Raw genomic sequence first — 22,325 nt, forward strand, 5'->3', positions numbered from 1 at the left:
CGCGAAACTCGGTTTCTGGGGATATTTCTGATTTTTAGACAAATTTGAGTGATAAACCGGGTTTTTCACAGCACTTACAAGGCAAGGCAAGAGCGATCTGACAATTAGTGAGGACGAAAGTTCGATCGAGTTCGATCGGACTTTCGTCCTCACTACAAAGCAATTGCAGAGCTACCAGACAAAAAGTATAAAGAAACCGGGTTGAGCAACCAGTATTCTGCCCTCTTGAGGGAGAATACTGGTTGCTCAACCCGGCTGGTAAGTATTTATACCTTAAAACGTCTCGTTAAGCAGACTCCCAAATTCCCCGAATTCTGTCCGGCAAAAAGCCAGCTATTTCCTGAATTCGCTCCTCGGACAGCTCATCCTTCGTTGCCGAAAATACAGCCGCGATCGCAGTTTCCGGTTTTACTCCCGAAGGAAGTGCGCCTTCTAGTTCCACCCTCCGTGCAAACAAATTGCCATCGATCCCCAAGGGTGCAGGCGCGCCGGTCAAAGGTTGACGCACCCGGCTGAGCAATCCCACCAGCGGATTGGTATCTTTCCAGAGGTCGGCTATTTCTTGTTGCAGGGTTTTGTCATCCGTAGGCAAAACTTCTTTGTGCAATTCAGATTCCACGTGCTCGATGGCTTCTTTTGTCATCACATCGCGCATGACCCGGTACACTACTTCGGTAATGTCACGGGCATCAAAAATATCCTCCAAGTGACCGTTTACCATCACTTTTTCCAAAAACGGCATATCCTTTGAAGCGATAGGAACTGCCGACCCTTCTTGATGGAGCGACTTCGGAGGATTCGTCTCCATTTTGTGTAACAGTTTGCGACCTTTTTCTGTTAAATCAGCTTCTTGAAATGCGACTAAAGGCGGCAATACCTCAGTTCCTCCGTAAGGTTCTCCACTAAAGTCAGCTTTGATAAATTCTCTTTGGTTGAGGTAGTCCAGATGACCGAGCAATTCCGCTTCCGCCACCTGGTGACCCACATATTCTTCGGCTGCGTTCCTAATTTCCGACTCTCCCCTGCCGTTTCCGCTGCCAATCTTTTTGAGCAAAATGTAAGTCAGGTCGTCTCTGATTGGAATTGTCATTAAAACCTCCTAGGTTAATATCCGGTAAAGCTCATGTAAAAACTTAATTTTTTTACTGGCTTAAATTGTGATGATTACTACTTAAAAACATTGAAGTATAAAGTAGAGTAATCAAGTATCTCTCAGCAGGTGTAAGTTATTAAATTCAAGTTGGGGCTAGAATATTCCTTTAGGTAGATCCATGTATGGGAACCCACGTCTAATGTTGTTATTATCCTTAAAAGCTGTCGCCACTCTTCAATGCTATTAAGCGAGGATGCTTTATTGGTAAGATTATCCGTATTTATTGCGTGTTTTTACCAGGGCTGACGCACCAAGAGCCCCTAAGTTGGTAATTGGCGCTGGGAGAGGTAGAATTAAGCAGGTGCTATGGGGTTAATCAACAGCGGTCATTTTGCCCGCAGCTTGTAGCGATATTGTATCGGATTAGACCAAAAACTGGTCATGGAAGAGCTACCAATACGAGCCAATCTGTTTCAAGTGCCGCAGTGCCACTTGAAGAATGCCTCGGTAACAAATTTTTTGATCGTTTCGAGCGGCATTTATGAACTACCTTCATTGGGACAATAAATTGGAATCCTCGTCTTTGATTAGCGGTCAACCCCAGGTTGACAAGCGTCCTTTAGTGTTGGCTGTAGACGACAATCCGGACAACTTAGAGCTGCTGACACAAATACTCGATTTATTCGGCTGCGAGTGTGTGGGAGCAGTTGACGGGTACGCAGCTCTTTCAGCAGCAGTCGATCGACAACCCGACCTAATCGTGCTCGACATTTGCCTGCCGGATATAGACGGTATGGAAGTAGTAAAGCGGGTCCAACAAAACCCCGAGCTCAGACATATTCCGATTGTTGCTGTCACAGCACTAGCAAAAGCAGAAGATCGCGATCGGATTCTCCAAGCAGGCTGCGTGGAATACCTTTCCAAACCTTTTAACATCAAAGATTTAGAAAGAATTATCCGCCAGTACCTGAACTCTGAAATGCTTTTGGTGGAGTTTTAGATTTATAATTAGAATCACGAAATTGAGGTGCAGAGTCCAAAATTGTGATCGTTCCCGTGCGGCCAGTCTCTAAGGTCGCATCGCGGAGCAAATCAGTGACTCCCACGCCCAAAACCTTTTGAATTAATTCTTTCAGTGGCAATTCCAGAACTGATTCTAATTGTGCTCGCACCTGCAAAGCCAAATCGTGCTGACCGTTCTGAGCCAGCAGTTTTTCTGGTTCAGTAAGCCCATTTTCGATAACAATTATCAATTTGTTATCCAAAAGATTGCAGAGCGCTTGACTCGTTTGGTGTCCGAGCTGAGAGCGGTACAAAGCTTGAATTCCCTGCGAAAGAGTGCGTTCTAATTTCCCGCGAGTAGGTTCTAATGTTTCGCCTGTCATATTTTTTATTGAGATAAAGATAAATCAAAAAAACAGTTAACTGTTAACTACTAACTGGTTAACAGTTAACTGCTAACTGTTAACTGTTAGAAATAACCGTCGCGTTATCCGACAGTAACTTCATTAGTTTCCACCCCAGTTGCACCCTTAACGCCTTTAGCAATTGTCACCAACTTCTTGACAATTTCCTGACTGGGAACTGTACCTTTGAGAACCACCGTAGTGCCAAGTTGAGCCACATAAACAGTCTCAATATCCGCAACATCTGGATTTGCATCGAAAGCCTGAGCAACCCGTTTAGCTAAACCGCTTTGATCGTATTCTCCGTTCAAGCCCATGCGTTCCGGCGGGATTGTCTGAGCGCTCGCAGCAGGTTGAGCTTGAGCTTGAGATTGAGCTACAGGTGCTTGGTAAGCAGGAGCATCAACAGTTTCTTGATTTTCAAGTTTTTCTAAACCAAACAATCTTTTTAGCCAGCCCATAGAGTTTGTCCTCCGACAAAGTTTGTGTTAATTGACTTGTTAATTGACAGTTGGCACGTCGCCGTGCAATTTTTCTTCTCAATACCAGGAATTACGATCGCACTCTTGGATGCAGAAACCGAGTTTTTTTACAAAAAAGTATCGTTACAGCCATCCACCTAGGTAGAAAAACCCAGTTTGTTGAGTTTGGTGCGCCCATCCTAAATACAATCTACTGTTGTACAACTGAGCCGATCATCTGCCTGGAGACATAATTCTCCGGCTCTCAAACAAATACTTGCGCTGATCATTCCGGCAAATCCAACTTAAACCCTTCTTGCCCAACTTCTACTATTTTGTTATACATCCACTCGTGCCAACTTCCTGCCGCCGGAAACTTAGGAATGCTGTTACCAGATAGATAAGTATCAGAAAAATTAGCGACAACTACTGCTCGCGTTTCCTCATCGCTCCAGCGGTAGTAAGCCAGCACTTTGGCTTCGAGATTTTCGTGGATAAATATCAATATTTTCGGTATAAAGTGCCGGAACTTTTTCCCGCAGCCGAATCACGTGTTTGTAGTATTCCAAGAACTCATGATTTGGCTAATTTTTCAACAAAAACCATTGCAGTTTATTCGAGTGGTTGCGAGTTAGCCGAGTGGATTGTCCAAACTCTTCGCCCATCCACAGCATCGGTATTCCTACTGCTGTGACTAACAAAACCGGGCGTTGCTGATTTATGGTATGAAAGGCTAAATATGCAAGTCATAGAAACCAGTATCTACAAAGCTTCGGGATTTTCAACTTATTTTTTTATACCCTAATTAAGCAACGCGCTGAATTTTAGTGCGGAAATAACCTCTGTCATCTTTTTCTAATAATTTTTTTGCCATTGGGAAAAAGCGCCGAGCAGTGTAGCTGCTTTGTGGTTGGGAGCGAAGAGTTTGAATTCAATTGCAGCGGCCATGAATATCTGGTTTGCAGAAATTATAAGTGTGATTAGTATTGATTTTTACAATTTGGTAAATCTGTCGCCCTCGTTCTTAAGAGTTACAGGTGTAACTCTTATGTTGTTAGGTAGTTATAGGCGCACCCGGAGGGTTTAGTAGTAGACACCCTAGCGATTGAGTAAGGTGCGCCACTAAGCACCCGGAGGCCAGATTTAAATCAATCAAAAATGTAGTTAAAGTAACTAAAAAATATTAAGGGCTGTTTATGAAAAGTAATTTAACTTTTGATAACTATATAAATCGTGGTCAGAGTTTAATATTTGTAACTAAAGGAACATTTTTTCGCTAACAGAGCTAATACTGTAGAAAGATGTCATTTTAGGCGGAAATAGCGAGGATGTGATTGTAATTATAAGGCAAGGAAAACCACAAGAATGAATGCTTTATTCCACTGGATTTTCGCGCCATCGACTTTAAGCCAAGTTTGAGCCGAGAATAGCAATGATTATTTTTGCTTATGTCTTGGCAGCAGTTGTTTTATATTTTTTGACTGGCAAACTTGGCAGAACCGAAATCAGCTTTAACGACTGCTGCTACCTCAGTAATTGGTAATTGGTGAAAATCTCATTCGTCCCTGTTACCCGTTAGATATTCCGAGCAGTGGCTCTAAAGCTCTAAAAGTTTAATTGGGGATGTTGGCGAATTACCGTTACTGTAAAACTCTGGAGTGTTAAAAATGCTAAAACAAATGTGTTGGTTGCCCAGACTCGGAGGCAAGGGAGAAAAGATATTGCACTTACGCACCGATGCCCGTCAGGGGTGGCGGCCTTATACAGCTTTTCCGCAGTTCGCTGTACCCGACTACCGGGAACCGGGCGGTTCTAAGGGATGGGCAACTTATCAGAAGCTGAGAACTCAAGGGTGGAATTTAATATCGACTGCAGAAGGGCAGCAGTCGATTTTTGGCGAACAGAAAAGTGCTTAAAAAATCCGAAGCCGCAGCAATAAAAGAAGAGGTAAAATCCTCTTCTTTTTATTGCTTGTGGAGAGAGAAACTGGGTTTTTAACCGTCCTACTTGCTAGAATGGGTAAGGTTTGCAGTGCTCACCTTAGATAATTTTAAGATGTTTGCCAGTTGCAAGTAAATTAGGCGATCGCCCTTTCTTTCTCTGCTGTAGTTGCTACGTTATGGAGCACCGGCTGGCGAGTTTTCAAGTTAAACCGGTATCCGTGGGGGAGTATGTGCAACTTAGCGCCGCAAATCGCCAAAGCCTCATCCTTCAAAAGTCCCTCTACATTGTCGTGGAGTTTTTCCGACTCGTCGATGACAGTTACAGCGCTTTCGCCAATGACTTCCAACTCGTCACCGTGGACTAAAATAGCTGTATTTTCGTCAATACCAAATCCCAACACGGCAGGTTGCAGCAAGAGTGCCGAAACTAAGCGTCCCAGACGACCTCGTTGGGCGAAATGCTGGTCTATGACAACATCGGGAAGGAAACCCATTCCTGGGCCCATTGCTACCACATCAACGCGGGGATTTGTCTCTGAGTCTCCTTCAATAATCATCATGTCTGGCATCATTGCCGCGCCGGCACTGGTGCCACCAACAATCGCCCCTTCCGAGTAGCGTTTGTGCATAGCTGCGTCGAGTTTGGTGTCTTTCAAGCAGCTAATAATCCGCGCTTGATCTCCGCCTGTAAAGAATATGCCAGTGGCTTGTTCGATCGCTTCTAAATAATCTGGATTGCTGGCATCTTCGGGTTTCTGGGTGTCAACAACTCGCACGTCTTCAGCGCCAAGTCGCTCAAACACTCGGATGTAATTATCTCCTACTTCTCCCGGCAAGCTTGTTGCAGCAGTCATGACAACAATGCGCGCTTTAGTTCCTCCGGCGCACCGCAAGAATTCCCGCAGAATTTTGCAGTCCCCCTCTTTGTCTTCCGCGCCACCAATAATTAGCAACTTCCCCTGAATTTGGTTGCTCGCCATAATATCTCCACTGTTAATTTATTTAATTTCACTAAAACACAAACTTCTTTTTTCCGAAAACGGCCCAAAGGTATATATAGATACAAAAAAATCTCATACTTCTACCCCTCCAGCACGCACACAGCTCAAGGGTGATGTGGGTGTTGACTCATCCTCGACGATCGACAAAACAAACTTACCCCCCCTAACAGGAGATAGGAGGGGTCAAGAAATGAGCTTAAATTACAGGGCCCACGCGCGCGCGGTGATCAATCCGGTTTCTGATCCGATTCTTCGCTAATCCTCCTCTGATTGCTCGTAGAAATCAGATTGATGAGCGTCAGTCCTCAATTAGTCCGATCGCCCGTTAGTGCGATCGCTCGATCAAATTGCTCAATATGGTACTCGCCCGTTCTAAAGGTAGGTGTCTGGGTTTGCCGTTCCAGACAATCTGATATTCGTTGCTGTTTTGACCATCACCGTAGCCAGAAATTAGCTTCCGGTGAAATGCTTCCTCAGCTAAGTGGTGAACTTTTTCCCTGAGAGCAGTTTGTGCGATCTTCATAATTTGCTGCCTCTTAAATTTTCTTTCACTGTCATAAACAATTATAAGTACACAGTGTACCTCTCAAAAGTTATAGCTTTTTTTTGCAAGGGGGGAAAGAAGTAGTCGTTAGTCATAAGTGCTTAGTTATCTATGCTTAGTTATCTATGCTTAGTCATCTATGCTTAGTTAGATGTTGAAGGAAGAAGGAATATTTTCCCACTCTCACCCTCTCCCCCTCTCCCCATCTCCCCTACTCTCCCACTCCCCCTATCGGGCAATACTGAGGGCAGAATTGCTGGGAGTATTTATCTCACTGCTGGAATATCTATGCCCGCAGGTAGTATCCCCTGCACCGACTATAAAGTTACCGTAAAAAATTAGCTCAAAGGAGGTTAGAAAATGCTGCAAGAAAAAAGCACGGAAACAGCTCGCGTCAATGCTCGAAAAACCGATATTTTTGATGTGTTCAACTTCAAACACTATATCGGGCCCAACCCTTATTTAGACACCGCGGCTTTAGTTTTTGATTTCGCGGTGACGGGCGCGAGCGAACCTTTGCCGATCGCACATTACCAGAAAATTATTGGCGATCGCTACCCGCAACTGCTGCACGAAACTTTCTCGAACCATGCCCAACTGTTCGGCCGTACCGCCTCAGAAGTAGCAAAACTCGACATGGGTTTGCATTTTCAACACTGGAACATCAAGCCGTTTTCTCAGTTTAACAGAATCAGCATAGAAGCACTTCACGCCCGCACTGCCCGAGCAGTAGTGTACGCAGTTTGGGATTGGTTTGAAGCCATTAATCAAAATCAAGACTTTCCCTTGGAAGCACAAATGGGCGCGCTGCAAAATATGTTCCGGCAGTCAGTTTACGGAGGCCCGACAGTTTATTCGTTAATGCGATCGGCATCCCAAAAAGGCATTCCCGCATTTTATTTGTGGGATGAAGGACTAATGCAATATGGGTACGGCAAAAAACTGGTTCGTGGCTCTGCAACTACCTTTGATTCTGACAGCCACTTAGACTCAGATTTTACCACGCGCAAAGACGATTGTAAAGCTTTTCTCGCTACATTAGGCTTTCCTGTTCCCAAAGGCGATATCGTCTCCACAGAAAACGGAGCTCTGGCAGTTGCTAGAGAAATTGGCTACCCAGTTGCTATCAAACCAGTAGTGGGTCATAAAGGAATTGGCGTCACAGCAGATGTCCGGGAGGCCGAGGAATTGCAGGCAGCTTTTAAAAGAGCAGTTAAGGCCATTCCCGAAACAGATCCGGTACGAGTAATTGTGGAAAACAGCATCAAAGGATCGGATTTTAGGCTGCTGTGCGTTGACGGCAAATTTGTTTCTGCCACTGAACGCCGACCCGCTTGCGTAACAGGTGATGGCGACTCAACAATTCGCGAATTGATCCGCCGTGAAAACCGCAAACCAGAACGTTTGGATACGCCAACTTCGGCGATGAGCAAAATTCAGTCCGACGAAGCGATGGAAATGTATCTGGAAGAACAAGGACTGTCATTGGATAGTGTGCCAACTCGCGATCGCACTGTGTATCTACGCAAAGTCGCTAATCTTTCCGCAGGCGGTGTCAGCATCGACGCTACCCGCACTATTCACCCGGATAACATTGTTTTGGCTCAAGATATCGCCCTACATTTTCGGTTAACTTGTTTGGGGATTGATGTGGTAACAGAAACTCTCGCCAAATCTTGGAAAACAGGCAATTTTGGGATTATCGAGATCAATGCCGCGCCGGGAATTTTTATGCACCTTAACCCCGCTGTCGGCGAAGGAGTTGATGTGCCTTCGCATATTATCGAAACTTTCTTTGAATCGGGAAAATCAGCTCGAATCCCAATTATTACTTTCAACAGAATTTCGGTACATGACCTACAAGAAACTATCGACCATATTCTGTTGCAGCATCCCGATTGGACAATCGGTGCTGTTTGTCGCGGTGGACTTTTTGTTAACCGCTCTGAAAAAGTTTTGAATAAGAATTACCATCTTAACGTGCAAAGTTTGCTACGGAATCCCAAGCTCGATTTGTTAATTGCTGAATATCCCGAAGATATTTTGGAAGCTGAGGGAATGTTTTATCGGGGCAGCAATATGGTGGTGCTAGATAATCCGGGAGAAACTGAGATGATGTTGGTTAGAGAAAGCACTGATGACGATACTGTTGTGGTGAGGGAAGGAAGTAGTATTTCTCTTCGCCGCCAGGGGTTGATCGAACAGTATACTCTGGGGGATGATGAACCGTTTACACGGGTTTATTTGAAGGAAATAGGGACTGTTTTGTAGGCGCTTCCACAGTTAAGTTGGTTTTGTAGGGTGGGTATTGATTACCCGCCCCACCACATCAAGGTTTTTTCTCGTTCCCAGGTTCTTCCGGGGAAGGAATTTGGGAGGGATCAGATGGGAACTGGCTTCGTTACACTTAGTTACAATCGCTTTCAATTCCTCAGTCGTGGATACACTATTCGTAAAAAGCCGGTTTCTTCCCAACTTTCTCGTTACCAGACCAATAGTTTCGTAGAAACTGAGTTGCTCAGGGTAAGTCTTATTCCTGCGATCATAAGTTTTTAGACAATCTGGTTTCTGCGCTGCCCTTCGTGCTATCAAGGAATTTTACAAGTCTTTAAAAAATTGCACTCCGGTGGCAGAAGGTCTGGAAATATGAATTTTGCGAGCAATTGGTTTAATTCGCTGACCGAAAGTTTACTGTCGCACCGTCGCTACATTCCAGCAGCCCTGACTCTTTGCACTGGTACGAGTTTGTCATTGGCAGCCGCAGCCGTTGTGTGGCATTCGGAAAACCAACGAATGCAAGCTCAATTTCATCAGCAAGCCGATCGCCTGAATGTGGCATTGCAGCAAAGCATCAATAAAAATTTAGAAGTTTTGTACTCACTTGAAGGATTCTACAGGGCGTCTACTGAAGTTACCCGAGAAGATTTTAAGCACTTCGCTCAACCTGCACTTGCCCGCAATACTGCTATACATTCTGTTAACTGGATTCAGCGCGTACCTGCTGCCCAAAAAGCAGCTTATGAACGGAGAATTCGAGCCGAAGATTTTCCCGCATTTCAAATTTACGAGCGAACTCCTGACAAAAAGCAGGTCAAAGCAAAAGTGCGATCGGAATACTTTCCAATTATTTACAGAGAAGCACTAGAAGAAGATAATAAAGTGATCGGTTTTGATGTTGCCTCCAGCCCCGATCGCAAAGCAGCTTTAGAGAAATCGGTGAATACCGGGAAAATAGGGGCTTCCGGGCGGATTAGATTAGTCAGCAACAATCAACCGGGATTGCAAGTATTTCTACCAGTACACCGCCGCACAACTTCTGCTGATAACTCCGTCAACGGCCGCCAAAACCTCATGGGAGTTATTGCGGGCCTGTTTCAGATCACCAGTATGGTCGATTCCTCTTTAGAATCGCTAAATTTAGACAAGATTAATTTTTACCTCTATGACAACTCTGCTATAGAGAAAGAACGCTTTCTAGTGCGCTACGACTCACAAGCTAAGCAGTTAATAGATAACCCAAAACACGAAAAGCCAGAGTTAGCTAATATCCGGGGAAAAATCTGTCAAAATCCTAGTGCTTGCACTCGCCTATTTAACGTAGCAGACCGCCAGTGGAGGCTGCTAGTTTTGCCTGGGAAGGGGTACCAGAGCATGAGGACGCATCAGGGTTCGCTGGCAATTGGCGCGATCGGGCTATTGATGACTGGCAGCTTGACGATTTACCTGTTGATGTCTCTAGAACGTACTGCAAAAGTAGAACAGCAAGTGTACGATCGTACAATTCAACTAAAACAGCGCACCGCTGAACTAGAAACAGCACTAAAAAATTTGCAGGAAGCTCAATTTAAACTAATCCAAACTGAAAAAATGTCCAGCCTGGGGCAGTTGGTGGCTGGAGTTGCCCACGAAATTAACAATCCTGTGAACTTCATCTCTGGCAACCTGATCCATACAGGCGCATATACTCGAGACTTGCTGGAACTTGTGGAAATATACCAGCAGCAATATCCGAACCCAACGCCCGAAGTGCAAGCAAAACTAAAAGATATTGATTTGGAGTTTATCAGTGAAGACTTGCCTAAAATCCTACAATCTATGAATATGGGAGCTCAACGGATCAGCCAGATCGTGCTTTCTCTGCGGAATTTTTCGCGCTTGGATGAAGCTGAAATGAAGTCAGTTGACATTCACCAAGGCATTGACAGCACCTTGATGATTTTGGAGAGTCGGCTGAAACCAAAAGCTGATTTTTCTGGCATTAAACTCATCAAAGAATACGGAAGTTTGCCATTAGTGGAGTGCTGGGCGGGACAATTGAATCAGGTATTTATGAATGTTTTGAGCAATGCCATTGATGTTTTATATGATGCAGCAAATCAATACAAGCTCGAAAACAACGCCTCGAATTCGGCATTTTTACCTACTATTCGGATTCGCACTGAACTTTTAAGTTCTAATTGTGTATGCGTGCGAATCGCTGACAATGGAACGGGCATGACGGAAAATGTCAAAAAGCGTTTGTTTGATCCGTTTTTTACTACCAAGCCTGTAGGCAAAGGTACTGGCTTGGGATTGTCGATCTGCTATCAAATAGTAGACAAACATCACGGTTCGCTCAGGTGCGTATCGGCTCCGGGAGAGGGAACTGAATTCTTGATTGAGGTGCCGGTGCGGCAACAGTTCGAGCAATCTGTTTCTAAGGTTTCACCTGCGGTAAGTGTCATACCATTTTAAATTTTAGATTTTAGATTTTAGGATTGAGAATAACTTACTGTCTAATGGTTTAGATGTCTGCTACAGTTGCAGCTTTTCTGAGAACTAATATCAATTGCAATTAGCTGCATAAATTGGGAACATTTCAATTTTGTCAAAAGACTTTTTAGGAGCGCGAACCGGAGAACTCGATTGATATATAGTAGTTCTCAAAAAGATTCGCGGACGCTTGGGTTTTCGGTGTTCGGTAATCGGGAATCGGGAAAAAGGTCATCATGAAAAAGCTTGCTGTTCAAAAGCAGGGTAGTGCCATTATTCATTACCCATTACCCATTACCAGACATACCTCACTCTTAATGAGACTGGGCTATATATACCTAGCAAGAATTTGGCTTGCATTCCTGTGAAAGATGCTCGCGGTGCTTAGGTTGCACCCTACAATTAACAGTCAACTGTCCTGAGTTAGAGTTATTGCCAAGCGCGTCTTAATTTATAGTTAAATATCGCCCAAAACAAATATTTGGGGTTTTACCCGTCGTGACAATTTATAATTGTAGCGATGCCAGATTACCAATTACTAACTACGATGTCTTTACAATTTATTAGCATTCCGCCAAAAACCGATCGCAAACCTGTCGCTTTGATTGTCGCTTTGCACGGATGGGGTGCTAATGCTCGCGATTTGACTTCCTTAGCACCCTTTTTCAATTTGCCGGATTATCAGTTTCTGTTTCCCGATGCCCCGTTCCCCCATCCCCAAGTAACGAGCGGCAAAGCGTGGTATAACCTTCAAAGCAAAGACGCTCAGGGATTGGTAGAAAGCCGGCAATTGCTGAGGGAATTTTTGCTGTCTTTGGAAAGCACCACGGGCGTGCCTTTGTCTCGCACTATTTTAGGTGGCTTTTCTCAAGGCGGAGCGATGACTCTAGATGTGGGATTGACTTTGCCCCTAGCTGGTTTAATTTGTCTGAGCGGTTATTTACACCAGATTTCGCCAGTTGCGGGGAGTGTTTTGCCACCTGTTTTAATCGTACACGGTACTCAAGATACTATTGTGCCTGTTAGTGCTGCTGTGCGATCGCGCGACAGTTTGACGGCTTGGGGAGCTGCGGTGCAGTATCAAGAATTTAACATGGGACACGAGATTCTGCCGGAAGTTATAGAGGTAATGCGAAGTTTTGTTGTAGAAACTGTGTCGAAATCTGATTAAAGGTTTAGTATATAGTATGGCGGAAGTCTCGGGCAGGGGAAAAAAATGAAAACTTTAACCAAAGCATCGCGCGATATAGCTGTACTTACTTCTCAGGACGTGGCAGAATTGGCTGTCCGTTTGGAAGTTGACGATTATACAGATCCTTTTGAGGGATTGAATGATTGGCATTTGTTGCGATCGCTTGCCTTTCAGCGGCCGGAACTGGTTGAACCTTATCTCCACCTTCTGGATATGGAAGCCTACGACGAAGCATAGACTGAAAAATCTAGCTCAAAAAATTCGACGGAATTGAGGAAGAAGTTAGCAGCATATTTTGTTGCGGATTAAACAGATGAATTAGGGATTTTAGCCTGTTTTTATCTTAATTTCTTTCTTGATTCTTTTTTATGGCTGAAGGAAGAAGGAAGAAGGAAGAAGGAAGAAGGAAGAAAGAATGAGGAAGAAAGAATGAGGAGATGCGATCGGGCAATTCTTCGCACTGGTTTCAGGCATTCATCAAGTTCTCATAACCTCGAAGGTTGCTGTATTACCAAAAATCATGAAAGGCAGACGAATTTTAATCGGCGTTAGTGGCGGGATTGCGACTTATAAAGTTTGCGAAGTAGTTTCAACTTTAGCGAAAGCTGGAGCGGAAGTTAAAGTTATTCTTACTGATGCCGCCGGGGAGTTTGTAACGCCTTTGACTTTTGCTACTCTGTGCCGCCATCCTGCTTTTACTGACAAAGATTTTTGGCAAGCAAGTCACGGGCGTCCCCTGCATATTCAACTGGGAGAATGGGCAGAAGTTTTTGTAATTGCTCCCCTGACAGCTAATACTTTGGCTAAGTTGGCGGGGGGTTTTGCTGATAATTTGTTGACTAATACTGTCTTAGCTTCTAATTGCCCAATTTTGCTGGCACCGGCGATGAATACGGATATGTGGGAACAGCCGACGGTGCAGCGGAATTGGCGGGAAGTTTTGACTTATGGGCGCTATCATGCTGCGAATCCGGGGGCGGGAATGCTGGCGTGCGATCGCGCGGGTGTCGGCCGCATGGCAGAACCTGGTGAGATTTTGCCTCATATTGAATCGCTGTTGTATGCGAAGGGCGATCGAGATTTAGCGGGCATTCGGGTGTTGATTAGTGCGGGAGGAACGCGGGAACACCTCGATCCGGTGCGGTTTATCGGCAATCCTTCCACTGGCAAAATGGGTATAGCTTTGGCGCAAGCTGCACAGCACCGCGGCGCGACAGTGACGCTGGTACACAGTATAACTGGCGAATTGCCGCTCTCAGGTGTGCGGGCGATCGCAGTTACGAGTGCACAAGAAATGTGGCAGGCGATGCTGCAATGCTTTCACGAGGCGGATTTGACGGTGATGGCGGCGGCGGTAGCGGATGTGAAGCCGGCTGAGTACAGTAGTGAGAAACTGCCCAAGCGATCGCTCCCGAATTGTTTACCGTTGGCACCGGTAGCGGATATTGTGGCAGAGTTGGGAAAATTGAAACAGCCGCACCAAAAATTAATCGGGTTTGCAGCACAAACTGGGGATATTGTCAAGCCAGCTTTGGAGAAATTGCGGGCAAAGAAACTGGATGTAATTGCCGCAAACCCGATCGATCAAATAGGTGCAGGTTTCGGCAGCAATACCAATCAAGCAATATTAATTAATGCCGCCGGCAAGCAAGTAGAAATAGCACCTTGCAGCAAGCTTGAAATGGCTCATCGTTTGTTAGATTTTGTGAGGGAAGGGTGAGGGCGCGATTACTCATTAACTGGGATTAATTACTACTGGTTCGGGCGATAATTCTGATTCCCCAAAATCCGTTGATTTCGAGTCAGCCGACAACTCAGTATCTGCGACAGTAATTTCTAGTTTAAATCCTAATGCTTCGAGCAATTCTACAAAGCTGTAAATTTCCAAACCGCCGCTTTCAGTCAGCATCTTGTCGAGTTTTTCGTGATGTTCTTTTGCTGACTCCGAAAGAGCATTCATCCTGATTCGAGCCTCAATCACCTTTCGGATGGCATTTCTCAAAAGTGCGGGTTCAGGGTCTTTTTCTTCCAAGATAGCGCCGATAAAACCAGCAGCTTCTTCCGGCTCTTTGAGAGATTCAATTAGGTACTCGCGGTAGCTATCACTTGTCGGTGCTTTCACGTTTTTCATAATCTGTCCAGTATTCTATAGCTTGTCGAATGTCCTGTTCTTGGGTGCTTTTATCCCCAGCTATGAGGATTACCACAATTGTCAAGCCGACTTGTCCGAAGTAGAGGCGGTAGCCCGGGCCATAATTAATTCTGAGTTCAAAAACTCCTTGTCCCACTGACTTGAAATCTCCGAGATTACCTTGCTCAACTCGGTCAAGCCTAGATTTGATTCTAACTCTAACATTCCGATCGCGGAGGGCATCAAGCCACTCGGCGAATGGTGCCGTACCCTCTGCTGTAGTGTAACGTCTAATTTCCCTGGGTTGTACTTCCCTGATTTTATCGTACTTGATTAACAATTTCTATCGTAAGGGCGATCGACAGTCCATTCAACAAGCAAATCATACTTAAGACAGAGGTATTCGATCGACAAAATAGTAAACCTTGTTTGAGGGAATAAACTTTACATCAAACAGGGGATTGTGAATGAATTTTAAATCGATCGCAAAAACCAATCTACTATTCGGCAGCCTGATAATTAGCCTCGGATTGCAATCACTTCCAGCCACAGCGCAAGCAGTCACCGACGCACAAGTTTCCGCCCTCGTAGAAGCAATGCGACAAGCCGCCCCGCCACAAGCAGCAAATGACGGAATGTACAGTCAGTGGCAAGTTTTGCCAGGGAATATTTCCCGCTGGGCAAAATTCTGTACCAAACAAGATTTAACACCCCAACAATTTGAGGCCGACGCGACAAAAGCCAAATCAATTGTTACCTGTATCGTGGGCGATTTGCTGCGCGACGAATACAAAGCTAGCAGCAGCAATGAATTAACCGCTGTACGCCGCGCCGCTTGCTGGTGGATGACTGGGGACTCCGCAGCTTGCAAAAGTGGCGCAACTGCTACTTATGCGGATAAGGTTGTCAGCGTTTACCAGCAGCAGCGGCCTAAAAAGTAAGGTTTTTGCTGCGGGATTTAGATTTTTTTACCGCTGATGCACGCGGATTAACGCAGATGAATTGCGCTGGGTTTTATTCCCCGCCAATTCATCTTCTTTTAAAGTAACTTTTAGTCTAAATCCTAGCGCATCCAAATACAATTTCTGCGTTCAGGACTAGCCGAATTTTCCTCGCTTATACTTCCCTGATTTTTGTGAAATATACATATTAACCTGTGCAGCTTGGACTCTGCGACTGAATTATTCATTTTCTGTCTGACTTCTCATCAACCTTTGCACGCTGGCTAAAGCTCGATTTAATTCGTAACTCTTTCTTTCTGAATTCTGCAAAAAAGCCTGCTGTTCTTCCTCAATCATTAACACATCCTGCCGCACCAAACCATCTAATAATTTTTGAGCAGCACCGAAACAACTATCTTTGATAAACCGGCGAAACCATACAGGCAATTTGTGCAGCCGCCAAAACGCATTTAATGAGGTAAAATGAATTAAATAAGCGCGAGTTGCTGTCTCGCTAACCGGACAAACCAAGCAGTAAATCTTAAAGTCGCTCCCCAAAGTTGAAACCCAGTGCGGGTAAACATAACTCACCTCCAGCGGTTCCGGGTGCAGTCGGCGCAGAGATTTAAAAAATAACTGAGAAATTGACCAAATTTTATCTATTTTGTAATAACTTTGTGCCTGATAGCGAGCAGTTACTTGATGCTCGTTTTCTTCTAAAGTATCTAACACCGGATTTGCCCAAGCTTGCCAATCATCGTGCAAGTGTCCGTGGTACATATCCATCAAGTTTTCAATTAAAAATGAATAGTGTGCCTGACAGTCGATGACTGAAACTGTGGCAATATAATTGAGATGTTCCCACTCGGGCAAATCCAGTAAATCTATTTTTTCTGCTTGCATTTCGTCGCCAGGAAACAGCCAGATAAAACCGTTTTTTTCCTGGACTGGATAGGAGCGAATTTTGCAGTTAGGTAGCTTTTGATTGTCTGCTAAATAATCGACTTCGGCGCATTCTCCCCTTGCATTTAACCGCCATCCGTGGTAAGCACATTCGATTAAATCGCCTTTAACTTTGCCGTGGCTGAGTTTAACTTGCCGATGGGGACATCTATCTTCTAAAGCGTTGATTTTACCTGCACTGTCGCGGAAAAGTACGATCGCCCGATTCCAGATTTTCGCAGCTAGTGGCTGAGTTTGCACCTCTGTGCTGCGGGCGATCGCATACCACCGATCGAGATTAATGCCCAACTGGCGGATGTGAGTTTTTTGTTCCCTTGCAGATTCCGATTTTATCGCGTTGTTTTGCATTACAAATGTTCCCAAATTACGCCCATAAAACAACCCAATTTTACAAAATAACAGCCTGGAAAGCAACGACCGTAAATTTTTCTAAATCTCCGTTCTGACAAATACCTATCGCTAGCTAAATGCTTCAACCACCCAGGGGACAATCGAAATTTTAATAATCTTAAAGCATTGCGAAATCCGTAGGTGGAACAGTCGGGTCTAAAATCTCTCGCAGCACCTAATATGTAGCCTATTGTAGCAGGTGTTTCGACTTCCGAAATTTTATCTAAAAAAACGATTTTTCCGTGGGGCTTTAACATTTTTTTTATTGCATCGAGGGCTGCGGGGAGGTTGGGCAGGTGGTGAAAAGTAGCAGCACTAACTATTAAATCAAATTGGCGATCGAGCGCTAATTGACTGGCATCCATTTGGATGTATTCGATATTGGGAGCGGAACGTTTTTGACTGGCGATCGCCAGCATCTTTGCTGACAAATCGACGGCGACAACATTATCGTAATACTGGGCTAATTCAAAAGCAAGAATTCCAGAACCGCAGCCAATATCTAATGCTGCACCTTTGCTGGTCGATAGGTTGTTAGTAAAGAAATCGTTCTGGTTTTGCAAGGTGGCGGCGAAATCGTATTCTGTTGCAAAAGCATCAAACATTACAGATTTATTACCAATTTTGCAGTTACTATTCAGCATCTATTATTGCTTTATACTCATTCAATAATATTTTAACCGCATATCCACCCCCCTCAACGCAGATATTTTTTTTGTTCGCAAGCTCTGCCTTTTCTCCTCAGCGAAACCACACCCACAAACCGTAACTCATCTTAACAAAAGAATGTAACTGTAGGAAACCTCTAAACCCTTATTGAATCAGTCATTCTCATTCCTTAAAATCTCAAATCTCAAATCTACAATCTAAAATGGTATGGCTGGGGGCGGGTTTTACCGAGAATAGCAGCCGATAATTGACGATTGATAAAACCCGCCCCCGCTGCCAAGCTTAGATTTTTAACACGCCTTCGGGATTCACCGTCAAGAGCGATCGCCTCTGCAAACCCTCTTGATATAAAATAGCATTAGCTGCCAACAAACCGCTGCTCACTGCCCTTTCCATTAAACCGCAAGGAAACGGCATTTTCACCCAATCTCCCGCAAACAAAAGATTAGGTACAGCGCAGCAAGTCTCCGGGCGTTCCGCATAACTACCGGGCGGATATCCAGAAAAATTCTTTTGATTTACCAATTCCCGGTGCAGCATATTTGCCTCTTTTAATTCCGGTACAATTTCGTACAATTCTTGCTCAAAAGTAGCCAGTAAAACTTCCTGGTTCGGAAATTCTTTCTCCTTGTAACAATAAGCGTGCAGTTCCACTACACTACCGCCAGTTTTCTGATTCCATTCGATGAACTGATCCTGAATTCGGTGGTAAAGCGTAATGCTGTCAGTCAGTTTGTAGCCGGAAAGCGAACTGAAATTGCTGTGTTCCCAGGGAAATTCGCGATCGAACCAAAAACGGCCCACCGCAAACGGATCTGCTATTTTTAAGCTCTCTATCCGGCTCTGCACCTGCGGATTTACCTCACCGCTGGCCAAACTAAACAAATGCTGCATCCCCGGAACATCCGCCGCAAAAACATAGTAATCAGCCTTCAATGTTTCCGCCAAATTTTGCGGCTGCGATTGCTTAACCGCTGCTACTAACTGTATTTCATCTGCTTTTTCATCTACTACCTTAAATCGAGGCAAATCCCGCTGAGCAGGCCCACTGACAACTCGTCCTTCGGCATCAAAAACGGCCCCGTGACAAGGACAGTGAAATTGACCGTCGTTTTGTTTCTGAACTGTGCAGCCTTGGTGAGTGCAGCTCAGAGAAATTGCCTCTTTTCCCGACGGTGCGGCGGCAAATACCCTGTCCCCAGCGCCGAAATATTCGGTAGAGTTGCTGTCAGTTAATAGCGCGTTTCGCTTCACCCAAAAAGGTATTTTACTTTGCACGTCTCCAGACTGGTAACTCAGAGAATCAATCTTGCCGTTTTCCCAGCGAATCTCACTGACTGCGACATCTGTCAATACTTTGCCGCCTTTGCTTTCAATGGATCTGGCAATAGGCTGCACCAAACTCGTGCCCATATCTTGCCGCGTGCCGTTGAAGGCCAAACCCTCTGGATTTCCGAAAAAGTAAAAGTGGAAAAATTGCATTAATTCTCCCGCGCTCAATTCGTCGGGAGCGTTGAGGCTGGATTTGGCAAAAGGCAGAAAATACAAGTCATAAAGTCCGCGCGGGAATTCACCTTTTACCCAGTCGGCAACGGATATATTGTCGAGGCGAGCGAAAGTTTTTTGAGTTTGAAAACCGCCTATTTCTCGAAAGACTTCCCAGTGAGCAGGTTTTGTCAGATTGATTCCCCACTTGAGCCGATTAGGAGAAGATATCCCCAAATCAACTATATTCCAGGGAAAAGCTGAATGGTTGGGACGGAAAACTTCGGGTTTGTATTTGCCGTCTCGAAACACAACGGCGTAGGATTCTAAAGATACAAAATTATCGGTAATTTCTAGTTCTTCAACAACACTTTTGAGGTTGTAGTATTGCGGAAAAAAACCGTGGAAACCGTGTTCCATCATAAAAGTTTCGTTCCCGACTTGTATCGGCCAACTCGCAATTTTGCCGCCGAGTTGGGGCGATTTGTCGAGCAATGTTACGGCGAAACCCCGCTGGGAGAGTTCGTAAGCACAGGCGAGCCCGGCCAAGCCTGCGCCTACAACTGCAACGGTTTTGCGGTTATTCAGCATTCGCGGCAAGTCAAGAGAATCTTGCACAAAAACGGCGGGCTCTGGCTTGGAAAACCGAGAGTAGCCCAGCAGCCCGCCTGCGGCACCGACTCCGAGGAATTTGAGGGCGGTTCTTCGAGAAACTGGTTGGGATAGCGGTGAATTGGTTGATTGACTCATCAGCGGTACGCGGTAACGGGCTTTAAACACAAATACGCCATAAGGCATATATCATAGACCGAAATCAGGATATGTGAAGAAATACTAAGACACATCCCCCAATCGGATCGCGATCCTCTTCGAGGGCTTCGCTAACGCACCGTGCCAAGTTCGATCGCACACAATGTATAGTGGAAAAAATAAGGCTTTAGTTATCTAGGGCTTGCTGAATAAGTTAGGGAAAATCACGATCGCAATTGATGGGTGATTCAAGTTCGGCGAAGCATAAGTTTTGGTTTTGGTAATTGACCAAAATATAATTTTTGACAATCATTGAAGCGTAACCAGACCTTATTTTGGGAAATCGGCAGAAAAACACACAAAAAACCCGTCTTAACCAGGTAGAAAGGTTCATTACTAAAAAAGTAATAGCAATAGCTGTACCAGAAGTATTATCAAGTTTTGCCATCACGCGATTCAAGCTGAATCTTCGTTTACCTTGTCCGAACTTGCCCTCAATAGAGTTACGAATTCTCTCATCTTCCCAGGCTTGTTTCTTTGTTTCCTTACTCACAATTGCTGGTGGTCTTCCTAACGGAGGCCCACTAATTCTAATTCCTCTTTCTTTACACCAAGCTCGGTTTTCCCTTGTTCGATAAATGCGATCGGCATGGACTGATTCTGGATAGTATCCTGTGTAACTTTTAAATGCTTCTACTTGGGCTTTTAAGTCTCCTGATTCGTTAAAATTATCCCAGCTTATTCGCTCTAAAAACACATACCCCTCAAAGCAACTCGCTGACAGTTTAGCTCCAAACTCTACTCGTTTTCCTGCTTTACCTCTAATAATGGGACGGATGTGGGGTTGGCTTAAACTTACTATTCTGTCCTCAATACTCTGTTTTTTATTTTCAAATAACCAGAGTTGTTGGCGATAGACTTCTGTGAGGACTAGCAAAGTTTTATATTGCTTTTTGGTCAGACTTTCCAGAGTCGCACCTGATTCGATAAGCTGCTCAATATGAGCCAAGTTTCTTTTGATATATTGCAGTTGTTTTTTAATTGCTTGGATTTTTTTGTTTCTGGTCGGTCGTCGTTGTTTGGCTACTGCTAAGTAGTCTTTTCTGGCAATTTTTCGGTAGGTTCTGGGTTTTTTCTTGATTTTTACTGTGAGAGATTTATAGAGAATGTCGAGGATTTTTTCGGTATGAACTCGGGCTCGGTTTAATAGTCCTAAGTCGGTCGGATAGCTAATATCTGCGGGGGCACAGGTCGCATCTATTATTAATTTTCCTTGATTGGGTAACTCATTTTTTGCGTCCGAATCCTTTTTTTTTCTGGTTTGACTGGGATGGTTTCGCGTATTTTTTCCACCAGGCGTTCGTTCACTTTATTAATTAGATTCGCACTAATTCGTTGCCGAAAATGAACTAATAGCGACGGGTCAAATGGGAGTTCATTGGTGTAGATTGATTGACCGATAAAGTATTGTAGATACGGGTTTTCACGGATTTGTTCTACTGTTTCTCTATCGCTACTTCCCAGTTTTTCTTTGATGATTAATGCCCCCAATGCCATCCGAAATGATTTGGCGGGTGCGCCCATTTCGGTCGGGAAATTTTTAGCATATTCTGCTTCAAATTCATCCCACGGGATAAGTTCTGCCATCTTTACCCAACGGTTATCTGCTGACAACCTTCCTTCAAAGGGTAGTTCAAAATCGGATGGGGGGCTTGGGGCAAGCTCAGCTTTTCGGTACACGAGCGCAAATGGTGATGCACGGGTTTTGAGTCATTATACCTGTTTTTCTTGCACCATTACTACCTTTCTTCGTCCGAAAATCTATACACTGTTTACTTGAACCACTTATTCAGCAAGCCCTATCTAGCAGAGAAGCAAGAATCAACAAGGAAAAAGCGATCGACCGCATCGCGTAAAATCCTCTAAATAATTAAGTGTTTGTATTTATGTTGATCAACTCTTGGCAACCGCCGCCAATGATGCTAAAAAACTAGGAGATTGTCAGGTCAAATCTTAGGCCAAAGGCAGTCTCGGCGAATTGTACGAAATAACCGAGCAGATATCCAAGGCAAAACAATTAATCAGTCGAGCTTTAAGTAAGTTGGCGCGAAAAAACTTAACTATTTTAAAATAAGTAAATACAGAGAATATATCTACTGAGCTAACTCAATATATCGGCGATCGATGCAGGGTATTCCTCACTTAATACCAAGACAAAACTCGATGCAACCTGAGAAGTGCGGATGTGCCACAAAAATTCAAAGACGCCCGTATAGCTAATGCCGCTTAAACTCACATCTTGCACCATTCTTAAGAACGGGCTCTCCGGCCCGTTCCACAAAAGATTATTTTTTTGTGGAACAGGCCGAAAAGCCTGTTCATAAAAGGATTATTGAGAATGGTGCAACATCTCAGTTAAATGTACCTGGCTGCTATGTAAAAAATAGGACTGACTTGAAGAAACCGGGTTTTTGCGTAAGTCCTGTTTATGCAAAACCCCTGCATAATTTACAAACTTTTACATAAATCGTGCATTTCTTGGTGCGGGGAGTCGGTTGGTGCTGGTATCCACACCCTACGGTAGATATTTGGGGTTGGTCTTGA

Annotated in this window: 22 protein-coding genes; 9 read left to right on the plus strand and 13 right to left on the minus strand. The window is 44.5% G+C overall.

The genetic code is table 11. The features are described from left to right. Positions 1 to 286: 286 nt before the first annotated feature. On the minus strand, positions 287 to 1,090 hold the full coding sequence (locus QUA90_RS01635) for a DUF2267 domain-containing protein (RefSeq protein ID WP_333325898.1): 804 nt from the start codon (positions 1,088 to 1,090) through the stop codon (positions 287 to 289). A gap of 544 nt (positions 1,091 to 1,634) precedes the next feature. On the opposite strand from QUA90_RS01635, the gene QUA90_RS01640 reads away from it, so the two are divergent. Continuing rightward, the gene (locus tag QUA90_RS01640) at positions 1,635 to 2,093 is read left to right on the plus strand and encodes a response regulator (protein ID WP_333325895.1); all 459 of its coding nucleotides are present in this window, start codon (positions 1,635 to 1,637) and stop codon (positions 2,091 to 2,093) included. Here QUA90_RS01640 and QUA90_RS01645 read toward each other — a convergent pair. Both QUA90_RS01645 and QUA90_RS01650 read right to left on the minus strand, forming a co-directional pair. Next, on the minus strand, positions 2,047 to 2,478 hold the full coding sequence (locus tag QUA90_RS01645; protein ID WP_333443546.1) for a DUF2294 domain-containing protein: 432 nt from the start codon (positions 2,476 to 2,478) through the stop codon (positions 2,047 to 2,049). The genes QUA90_RS01640 and QUA90_RS01645 overlap by 47 nt on opposite strands. Positions 2,479 to 2,582: 104 nt before the next feature. Continuing rightward, a complete protein-coding gene (locus tag QUA90_RS01650) occupies positions 2,583 to 2,960 on the minus strand; it encodes a BON domain-containing protein (protein WP_333082899.1) in 378 nt (125 codons plus the stop codon). A 24-nt stretch (positions 2,961 to 2,984) separates the two neighbouring features. On the opposite strand from QUA90_RS01650, the gene QUA90_RS01655 reads away from it, so the two are divergent. Beyond that, entirely contained in the window at positions 2,985 to 3,122 is a 138-nt protein-coding gene (locus QUA90_RS01655; RefSeq protein WP_333325889.1) for a hypothetical protein, read from the plus strand. Positions 3,123 to 3,246: 124 nt separating this feature from the next. Here QUA90_RS01655 and QUA90_RS01660 read toward each other — a convergent pair whose 3' ends face one another. Next, positions 3,247 to 3,465: an alpha amylase C-terminal domain-containing protein gene (locus QUA90_RS01660; protein ID WP_333082901.1), complete on the minus strand. Its 219-nt coding sequence runs from the start codon at positions 3,463 to 3,465 to the stop codon at positions 3,247 to 3,249. Positions 3,466 to 4,627: 1,162 nt separating this feature from the next. On the opposite strand from QUA90_RS01660, the gene QUA90_RS01665 reads away from it, so the two are divergent. Next, entirely contained in the window at positions 4,628 to 4,876 is a 249-nt protein-coding gene (locus QUA90_RS01665) for a hypothetical protein (RefSeq protein WP_333082902.1), read from the plus strand. A 161-nt stretch (positions 4,877 to 5,037) separates the two neighbouring features. Here QUA90_RS01665 and QUA90_RS01670 read toward each other — a convergent pair whose 3' ends face one another. Further along, positions 5,038 to 5,883, minus strand: a complete 846-nt coding sequence (locus QUA90_RS01670) for a cyanophycinase (protein WP_333443548.1) — start codon at positions 5,881 to 5,883, stop codon at positions 5,038 to 5,040. Positions 5,884 to 6,229: 346 nt separating this feature from the next. Further along, complete coding sequence (locus QUA90_RS01675) at positions 6,230 to 6,427, minus strand: hypothetical protein (RefSeq protein WP_015175364.1); 198 nt, start codon at positions 6,425 to 6,427, stop codon at positions 6,230 to 6,232. A 381-nt stretch (positions 6,428 to 6,808) separates the two neighbouring features. Here QUA90_RS01675 and QUA90_RS01680 point away from each other — a divergent pair, with 381 nt between their 5' ends. The 5 genes from QUA90_RS01680 to coaBC all read left to right on the plus strand — a co-directional run bounded on the left by QUA90_RS01680 (position 6,809) and on the right by coaBC (position 14,112). After that, positions 6,809 to 8,719 carry an ATP-binding protein gene (locus QUA90_RS01680; RefSeq protein WP_333325882.1) on the plus strand — a complete coding sequence of 637 codons (1,911 nt, stop codon included), beginning with the start codon at positions 6,809 to 6,811 and terminating at the stop codon, positions 8,717 to 8,719. A 375-nt stretch (positions 8,720 to 9,094) separates the two neighbouring features. Further along, a complete protein-coding gene (locus QUA90_RS01685) occupies positions 9,095 to 11,182 on the plus strand; it encodes a CHASE domain-containing protein (RefSeq protein WP_333443550.1) in 2,088 nt (695 codons plus the stop codon). Between the two features lie 565 nt (positions 11,183 to 11,747). Then, positions 11,748 to 12,371, plus strand: coding sequence for an alpha/beta hydrolase (locus tag QUA90_RS01690; RefSeq protein ID WP_333386439.1), 624 nt, complete (start codon positions 11,748 to 11,750; stop codon positions 12,369 to 12,371). Positions 12,372 to 12,416: 45 nt separating this feature from the next. Continuing rightward, positions 12,417 to 12,629: a protein IsiD gene (gene isiD / locus QUA90_RS01695; RefSeq protein WP_006632739.1), complete on the plus strand. Its 213-nt coding sequence runs from the start codon at positions 12,417 to 12,419 to the stop codon at positions 12,627 to 12,629. Between the two features lie 283 nt (positions 12,630 to 12,912). Then, positions 12,913 to 14,112, plus strand: a complete 1,200-nt coding sequence (coaBC, locus tag QUA90_RS01700; protein ID WP_333443552.1) for a bifunctional phosphopantothenoylcysteine decarboxylase/phosphopantothenate--cysteine ligase CoaBC — start codon at positions 12,913 to 12,915, stop codon at positions 14,110 to 14,112. Between the two features lie 15 nt (positions 14,113 to 14,127). On the opposite strand, the gene QUA90_RS01705 is transcribed toward coaBC, so the two are convergent. Beyond that, positions 14,128 to 14,523: a transcriptional regulator gene (locus QUA90_RS01705; protein WP_333325871.1), complete on the minus strand. Its 396-nt coding sequence runs from the start codon at positions 14,521 to 14,523 to the stop codon at positions 14,128 to 14,130. Next, entirely contained in the window at positions 14,495 to 14,863 is a 369-nt protein-coding gene (locus tag QUA90_RS01710) for a type II toxin-antitoxin system RelE/ParE family toxin (protein ID WP_333443554.1), read from the minus strand. Before QUA90_RS01710 ends, QUA90_RS01705 begins: the two co-directional genes overlap by 29 nt. Before the next feature lie 127 nt (positions 14,864 to 14,990). Here QUA90_RS01710 and QUA90_RS01715 point away from each other — a divergent pair, with 127 nt between their 5' ends. Further along, on the plus strand, positions 14,991 to 15,464 hold the full coding sequence (locus QUA90_RS01715) for a hypothetical protein (protein ID WP_333325869.1): 474 nt from the start codon (positions 14,991 to 14,993) through the stop codon (positions 15,462 to 15,464). 240 nt (positions 15,465 to 15,704) lie between these two features. Here QUA90_RS01715 and QUA90_RS01720 read toward each other — a convergent pair whose 3' ends face one another. From QUA90_RS01720 to QUA90_RS01740, 5 genes are all read right to left on the minus strand, one after another. Then, positions 15,705 to 16,775: an aromatic ring-hydroxylating dioxygenase subunit alpha gene (locus QUA90_RS01720; RefSeq protein ID WP_333443557.1), complete on the minus strand. Its 1,071-nt coding sequence runs from the start codon at positions 16,773 to 16,775 to the stop codon at positions 15,705 to 15,707. Beyond that, on the minus strand, positions 16,775 to 17,461 hold the full coding sequence (locus QUA90_RS01725; protein WP_333443559.1) for a methyltransferase domain-containing protein: 687 nt from the start codon (positions 17,459 to 17,461) through the stop codon (positions 16,775 to 16,777). Before QUA90_RS01725 ends, QUA90_RS01720 begins: the two co-directional genes overlap by 1 nt. A 307-nt stretch (positions 17,462 to 17,768) precedes the next feature. Next, complete coding sequence (locus QUA90_RS01730) at positions 17,769 to 19,721, minus strand: FAD-dependent oxidoreductase (protein ID WP_333443591.1); 1,953 nt, start codon at positions 19,719 to 19,721, stop codon at positions 17,769 to 17,771. A 214-nt stretch (positions 19,722 to 19,935) separates the two neighbouring features. Further along, a protein-coding gene (locus tag QUA90_RS01735; protein ID WP_445300084.1) for an IS5 family transposase occupies positions 19,936 to 21,461 on the minus strand; the annotation gives its coding sequence in 2 pieces (ribosomal slippage) (positions 19,936 to 21,069 and positions 21,072 to 21,461; 1,524 coding nt in all). Between the two features lie 421 nt (positions 21,462 to 21,882). After that, positions 21,883 to 22,029, minus strand: a complete 147-nt coding sequence (locus QUA90_RS01740; RefSeq protein WP_333325861.1) for a hypothetical protein — start codon at positions 22,027 to 22,029, stop codon at positions 21,883 to 21,885. Positions 22,030 to 22,325: the final 296 nt, after the last annotated feature.

Origin of the sequence: Microcoleus sp. D3_18_C4 (genome assembly GCF_036702355.1) — a bacterium.
Classification (GTDB): Bacteria; Cyanobacteriota; Cyanobacteriia; order Cyanobacteriales; family Microcoleaceae; genus Microcoleus.

Bases quoted from the DNA above. Each gene is read 5' to 3' on its own strand.
- QUA90_RS01635 (WP_333325898.1), bottom strand. From the start codon at position 1,090: ATGACAATTCCAATCAGAGACGACCTGACTTACATTTTGCTCAAAAAG.
- QUA90_RS01640 (WP_333325895.1), top strand. From the start codon at position 1,635: ATGAACTACCTTCATTGGGACAATAAATTGGAATCCTCGTCTTTGATT.
- QUA90_RS01645 (WP_333443546.1), bottom strand. From the start codon at position 2,478: ATGACAGGCGAAACATTAGAACCTACTCGCGGGAAATTAGAACGCACT.
- QUA90_RS01650 (WP_333082899.1), bottom strand. From the start codon at position 2,960: ATGGGCTGGCTAAAAAGATTGTTTGGTTTAGAAAAACTTGAAAATCAA.
- QUA90_RS01665 (WP_333082902.1), top strand. From the start codon at position 4,628: ATGCTAAAACAAATGTGTTGGTTGCCCAGACTCGGAGGCAAGGGAGAA.
- QUA90_RS01670 (WP_333443548.1), bottom strand. From the start codon at position 5,883: ATGGCGAGCAACCAAATTCAGGGGAAGTTGCTAATTATTGGTGGCGCG.
- QUA90_RS01675 (WP_015175364.1), bottom strand. From the start codon at position 6,427: ATGAAGATCGCACAAACTGCTCTCAGGGAAAAAGTTCACCACTTAGCT.
- QUA90_RS01680 (WP_333325882.1), top strand. From the start codon at position 6,809: ATGCTGCAAGAAAAAAGCACGGAAACAGCTCGCGTCAATGCTCGAAAA.
- QUA90_RS01685 (WP_333443550.1), top strand. From the start codon at position 9,095: ATGAATTTTGCGAGCAATTGGTTTAATTCGCTGACCGAAAGTTTACTG.
- QUA90_RS01690 (WP_333386439.1), top strand. From the start codon at position 11,748: ATGTCTTTACAATTTATTAGCATTCCGCCAAAAACCGATCGCAAACCT.
- isiD (WP_006632739.1), top strand. From the start codon at position 12,417: ATGAAAACTTTAACCAAAGCATCGCGCGATATAGCTGTACTTACTTCT.
- coaBC (WP_333443552.1), top strand. From the start codon at position 12,913: ATGAAAGGCAGACGAATTTTAATCGGCGTTAGTGGCGGGATTGCGACT.
- QUA90_RS01705 (WP_333325871.1), bottom strand. From the start codon at position 14,523: ATGAAAAACGTGAAAGCACCGACAAGTGATAGCTACCGCGAGTACCTA.
- QUA90_RS01715 (WP_333325869.1), top strand. From the start codon at position 14,991: ATGAATTTTAAATCGATCGCAAAAACCAATCTACTATTCGGCAGCCTG.
- QUA90_RS01720 (WP_333443557.1), bottom strand. From the start codon at position 16,775: ATGCAAAACAACGCGATAAAATCGGAATCTGCAAGGGAACAAAAAACT.
- QUA90_RS01725 (WP_333443559.1), bottom strand. From the start codon at position 17,461: ATGCTGAATAGTAACTGCAAAATTGGTAATAAATCTGTAATGTTTGAT.
- QUA90_RS01730 (WP_333443591.1), bottom strand. From the start codon at position 19,721: ATGAGTCAATCAACCAATTCACCGCTATCCCAACCAGTTTCTCGAAGA.
- QUA90_RS01740 (WP_333325861.1), bottom strand. From the start codon at position 22,029: ATGGTGCAAGATGTGAGTTTAAGCGGCATTAGCTATACGGGCGTCTTT.